4 protein-coding genes and 1 pseudogene are annotated in these 6,191 nt (G+C 27.4%); 1 reads left to right on the plus strand and 4 read right to left on the minus strand.

The annotated features are described in order from the left end of the window. Positions 1-259: pseudogene (locus AQ1689_RS05310) on the plus strand (hypothetical protein); the annotation flags it as partial. 66 nt (positions 260-325) lie between these two features. Here AQ1689_RS05310 and AQ1689_RS05315 read toward each other — a convergent pair. The 4 genes from AQ1689_RS05315 to AQ1689_RS05330 all read right to left on the minus strand — a co-directional run bounded on the left by AQ1689_RS05315 (position 326) and on the right by AQ1689_RS05330 (position 6,111). Then, positions 326-2,770: a hypothetical protein gene (locus AQ1689_RS05315; RefSeq protein ID WP_101955414.1), complete on the minus strand. Its 2,445-nt coding sequence runs from the start codon at positions 2,768-2,770 to the stop codon at positions 326-328. 512 nt (positions 2,771-3,282) lie between these two features. Next, on the minus strand, positions 3,283-4,482 hold the full coding sequence (locus AQ1689_RS05320; protein WP_101955415.1) for a tyrosine-type recombinase/integrase: 1,200 nt from the start codon (positions 4,480-4,482) through the stop codon (positions 3,283-3,285). Between the two features lie 459 nt (positions 4,483-4,941). After that, positions 4,942-5,592, minus strand: coding sequence for a hypothetical protein (locus AQ1689_RS05325; protein ID WP_145993736.1), 651 nt, complete (start codon positions 5,590-5,592; stop codon positions 4,942-4,944). A 69-nt stretch (positions 5,593-5,661) separates the two neighbouring features. After that, positions 5,662-6,111 (minus strand): hypothetical protein, encoded by a 450-nt coding sequence (locus AQ1689_RS05330; protein ID WP_101955417.1) that lies wholly within the window; start codon positions 6,109-6,111, stop codon positions 5,662-5,664. Positions 6,112-6,191: the final 80 nt, after the last annotated feature.

Below are 6,191 nucleotides of genomic sequence, written 5' to 3' on the forward strand. Positions count from 1 at the left end.
AAAAGGTTTTGAAGTAGATAAAGACTTACGTAAAAAATACGATGGTAAATTATTTATTGTAATATTTCAGCAAACTACGGATGGTAAAATGCGTGGCGGTTCAAAAAGTCAATTTGATGCCGATATTATTTTGTTTACTGAAAAATTTGATAATTATCAGGATAACTATATTTATGCAGATAAAAATCGTTATCAAAATAAAAATTTAACTGATTTGAAATACAATATTTTTGAAGGAGTTTTAAAAGATTTAGAATAAAATAAAGTTTTTAATTATTATGCCCAAGTTTTGAAGACTTGGGCATTTTTTTTAAGAAATATAGTATTACCCTTTCAAAAACTCATATTCATAAATTTTAGGCTCAATTTTTTTGGCGAGGATTTTTAAACATTCTCGTAATTCTGATATTAATTCGGTATAAATTGCATCAGTACTTTTGCTATTCATTCTACCTTTGTCACTTCTTCCTTGAAAATATTCTCGAATATCATAAAAAGACGCATTTACGTTTACATTTTCTTTTGAATGATAATATTTCCAAAGTTTTCGTCCTGCATCAAAAACGGCTGTCGCTTCTTCGGAAAATTCTCTTTTTATATTTTCATTTTTATCAATAGCAAATAATTTAATTTCTTTTTCGCTTTCAATTTTTATTTTTCCTTTTATAAAATCGGTCATAAAATTACTCGCAAATTTCTCGTTTGCATCAACTTCTTGTTCTGTAAATGGAATCCAATTATTTATTTTTTCATTGCTTGATATTTTATTTTGTCCGTGAAATAAAGTAAAAGCTAAACAATCGTTTTGAAATTCTATATCTTTTTCCCAATGATTATTTGGAAATAAAAATTGGTCTCTATTATTAGTCCAATTAGGCTTTATAACTTGACGTATAGCTAAATAAATAGCCATTATCGTTAAATTGTTTTTTGTAATTATAGTTGTTTTATGCTGTTTTATATCACTACTTGTTGGTTTTGATGTAAAATAAACACCATTTTGTTGTTGCATATCAATTCCAGGTAATATCAGATATGCTAATATTTCATTTTCTTTATCGTAATATTTACGAAGCCAAGTACTTATGAAATCTTTTTTTTCAAAAGAATAGAAATATTTTGAACCAGTATATTCTCCAAAATCATTTAAAATATCCGTTTTTGCTACTTTAATCTCTTGTTTATTCGATAAATTCCAAATTAAAAATCCAATAGGGAATTTACCTTTCACATTATCAAAAGTATTTGATTGACAAATAAAACCACTTTCATTAGTTCCTTTAAAATACTTTCTGAATTTTAAAAAATTTTGAGAATTTATATATTTTAGAGTACTAAAAGAAGCTAAAGTGCATTCTGGAATTTCATCATGAACTCGTAAAAAAAATTGAACAAAAAGTTCACGTGTAGCTGTACCAACTGTTTTACTTAAATTATTGTAGATTTTACTTGTAGTAGCGACACTTTTTTTATGAGTGCCTTCACCTGCAAAGGTTTTTCGATTACCATGTTCTGCATACGGCGGATTTATATAAATAATAAGTTTTTTTCTTTTATTTTCATCATTAATAATGTCTTGTAAACTTTTTGGAAGCTTAGAAAAATCATCATTTAAAAAATCAAATTGAAAAACGTGTTTTTTTAATAAATTTGCACCCTGTTCAATTCGTTCGTGAATTACATTTACATCGGCTTGGTCAAGTGTACTTGCGTAAATGTTGTATTTATTGTTTAAGCCCGCTAAAAGATTTCCTGTTCCAGCGGCGCAATCCCAAATGTAATAATCGTCTTGCCAATCTTTACCTAAATAATCTGTAATATATTTTTGAGAAAGTTCTACCCATTTTCTTGGCGTAAAATATGCGCCTTTTCGCTCTCGAATATCTTGTGGAACTAATAAATCTCTACGTTCAATTATATAGTCTTGATATTCTTTTAAAGGCGGTCTTTTGTAGATTTTCCAAAATTTCTGATACGTTTCTTTGTGTCTGATATTTATTGTAGCATCAAACATTTGCTTGATGTCTTCTTTGGCAATTGTGTATCCTTGATTTTTAAAAACCACGAATAAATTATCTCGAATTGTTATATCGTCATCAATATCTTGAGTTCCTTTATCATCCACAAATAAGTCGGCAAGATAAAAGTCATTATCAAATATATTTTCTTTTTTTAGGTCATCCCAATTGACATCAATAATTGGTTTTACGGTTTCTAGCCAACGCAAATAAATAGGAATAAAATTATTTTTATCAATTTTTATTTTACTTTTATTCGTCGCTTTAGCAACATTCTTTTTGATAAACGTATTTAATTCTTTTTCATCTTTCAGATAATTGAACGTATATGTTTGTTGTTTTAGTGTTTTTTCAATTCTATTTTTGATGAGTTTAAATTCTTTGCTATCATGATTACTTGGCGTAACATTCCAGTTAAAATCATTCAGAAAAAATATATCTTGAATATTTATGTACGGAATAAAGGCAATTTTTTTAAAATCGAACGCACCAAGAAAAGCAGGAGGCATTGTTTTATCAAAAGTTCTGGCTTTCCCGATAGTTAATATAAGTTGCACAAACATTGCGGAAACATCAAAATCGCCAGTTTTGGCTTCTGCCCAAAGAAGCGGGGTTCTTTCAAATAATATGGCTTGTTTTGGAAACACGGTAAAATCGATATTTCCGAGTATTTCAGTGGTGTCAAAATCAATAAACCAATCATTTGCAACTTTATTCTTGAGTTCTTCTTCTCTTATTTTTTTATATTTCATTTTTTCTTTTAATTACAAGCATTTTTTTTGAGTTAAACAGGTAATTTAGTAAATAAAAACGGAAATATAGCGTATAACTATCTATATAAACCTTGTTTTTAGTAGTGAGTATAAAATTTTTAAGCAAGTGAGTATAAAATAACATTCATTAAAATACTATTTAAAAATAAGTATAATTTATTGATTTAAAACAATTTATGTATTTAAAAAGCAAACAAGTATAAAAAGCGAGTATTATTGAGTATAAATTTTATACTCACAACAAACCCAATAATAATAAGGCTTGTAGCGTTTTTTTTGCTAGTGAGTATAAAAAAACACTGTTTTTTCAATAAAGTTTAGTTCTACTGGACGGAAATATAATTAAATACCGCTTTTTGTATTTTCTGAATCGGTAAAAGGAAGACCGAAAAAGGGGGCGTTTGTATATATGATAACTTCAAAAACCCCAAACCCCAAAACCATTGAAAATGCGTAAAATATTTGTATTCTACTAACGGAAAATGCTCAAATTAAATATCAAGTTTAGCCGATTGAATATTACCACTGGCTTTTAGTATTGTTTTGGGTGAATATTCTTCGGTTTGCTTAATTGAATAATGTCTTGCTTGGTTTCTAACGTCAATTGTTGGTATGCCTAAATGTAAATAATTGGTAATTCCTGTATCTTTCAAAGAGTACCATTGGTAAAACTTACTGAAATTTAGCTGTTTTTTGTATTTACTCCAAGTATCAGATATTTTTTTAGGTTCTAATTGAGTTTCTCCAGGTTTAAAATTATCATCAGAAAATAGAAAATCATGATTATTAGCATTTTTTAAATGATCTATTAAAACATGTATTAATTGGCTTGGAATCGTTACTACTTGCGATTTTCTATTTTTGCTAACATCGGCTGAAATACTAATAATTCCATTTTTTAAGAGAACATCAGCAACTTTTAATTTAGATAATTCAGTTCTACGGATTAAGCAGTAAAAAGCGGTATAGCATAAAGCGAAGTAGTGCTTATCGTTTTCTTCTAAATGATTAAAAATCTCCGTTCGTTCTTTTAATGGAATAATAGTCCTGATTTTTTCAGAAACTCTAATTTTATCTATAAAACCTGTGAAATCTACATTTAGATAATTCCGTTTGATAAGCCAACGATTAAAAAGCGATATAAAACCTAAATAATTATTGTGTGTTCTAGCTGAATTTTTACGTTCATAAAAAATCATATCTAAAAAATCACGACAAAATTTTTCGTTAAAGTGGGAAACTTCGCAATTTGCTTGTTTTTTTTCGGTTAAAAATGCTTTTAAATTTTTGATATAACTTGTATAAGCTCTTAAAGTATCTGGTCGCAAAGATTTTTTTGCCGTTTGTTGATTTATTTGATGTAAATAATTATCAAATAGATCAAACAATTTTACTTTTTTTAGTGGTTTTTCGTTCGTTATTGGCTCGTTATTGGCACGGTCAAACGGAGTCCATCCACGCATTAATTGTTCGTTTAATTTGGCTACAATTGTTTGAGCGTATATCCTCCTTGTTTTTTTACATTTTAAATTCTTTACTCGATGCCTTTTTATTTTTAATCGCTTGTTTAGCTTTGTTTCGTAGGGGTCTAGGGCATAATACACAATTTTCCAAACTTTATTTTCTTTTAATTCGGCAGGAACGTAATCTATAAAAGGTACGAGGGAGTTGTTTTTTTGAAGTTTTGACATTTTTTTTATATTGATTTTTGGTTAAAATCAACTGTAAAAAATGATATGTTTTTAGCTCGAATTTGGCTCGCTTTGTGTTTGTAGCGAATAAAACAACAAAAAACCCTTTAAAATAAAGGGTTTTAGGGTTTTTTTGTAGCGAGAAGCAGAGCTATAAAACAAACCTTAATGTTGTTCTCCTCTATTATTATATATATTATTATTATTACTATATATTATTATAGAAATAGATGTATTATTTATACTCACTACTAAAAAAACCGCTGTAAGCCTTATTGTTACTAGCTTTGTTATGAGTATAAAAAGAGTATAAAATACGAGTATAAAATTTATGAGTATAAAATTAAATAAAATTTTATACTCACTTGTTATTGTCTTAATTGTTGTTTTTTAAGGTTTTAGCTAAAAAAAAGCGAATACAAACGAATTGTAATCGCTTTTTTTTAGTTTAAAAGATGCTTATTTTAAATCTATATCAAGTAAATATTTCTTTTCTTCATTGCAAGTAATTTTAATTGAAGAACTACTCATTTCTTCGTTTGTATTAGTATTAACTAATTTCAAACCACTGTATGAACCAGCGTGTAAAGTAAGATACATATCGTCATATTCGCCAGTATAAATATCAGCAGCATTAAGAGTAGCAACCTCTACATTATCTAATAAAACTAAAACATCAAATTCATTTCCGTTTACTAATTTTACAGTTCCTGTTTCCTCTATTGAAATTGTAGCTAACTGTGAACTATCCGTAGTTCTTTTAGATTTATAACTACTTTCCTTACCTGTAAAAATATCTACATAATTATTTTGACAACCTTTTTCAATATCAACAAAATAATTAACTCCTTTTTCTATATTTTTTGATGTTTCAAATTGTCCTTTTTCATCTGTTAAACCTTGTGTAACCACGTTTTCTTCATCGGCTAAATCTTGCAACGATTTATAAACGAATACTTTTGCTCCATATACTTCGGTCATTTTTGTTCCATTATTAAAAGAAAAAACATTAACGGTTAATGTATTATCAAATACTGTTGGCGCATCATCACTACAAGAAGCAAACATTAAAACGATTGCAACTACACTTACTTTAAAAAAATTATTCATTTCTAGCATTTTATTAAATTAATTATTAATTTCTCTTTTTAAAAACAACTTTCATACAACTATTACTATTTAGCCTACTCTTTTAGATTGCCCAGTAGTAAGCTGTATAATTTCGTTATTCAAATTTTTTATTTCTGTATTCAATTCTCGAATTTCTCGATTTAATACACGATTTTCTGTATTTAATTCTCGAATTTCTGTATTTAACTCTTTATTTTCTTTTTCAATTTCGGATTTTTCGGCTTTTTCGGAAACTAACATTTCGCCTTTTCCTGTTAGTAACCACAAAGACGATATTTCAGGATATTTAGTCACTATGTTAGCTAAAACATCTGAACTTAATGCTTTTTCTTTTGCTTTTCCTTTGAAATTAGCATAAGAAATAGCTAAATCCTTAAAGAATTTTTCCTTTGCAATCCCTTTAAAATCAGTTACTACAAGAATTCGCTCCTTTATTTTCATAAAAATAGTTACTTTAGTTACTTCCTTAGTTAAAATAGTCGCTATATTTGTACACACATTTAGCTATAAAAATGAATACAAATATCACTACAAATATGAACTCAAATATAAACACAAAAATAGTCTTAAAACAAACT

The sequence above is a fragment of the Tenacibaculum finnmarkense genome, from assembly GCF_900239185.1.
Classification (GTDB): domain Bacteria; phylum Bacteroidota; class Bacteroidia; order Flavobacteriales; family Flavobacteriaceae; genus Polaribacter; species Polaribacter finnmarkensis.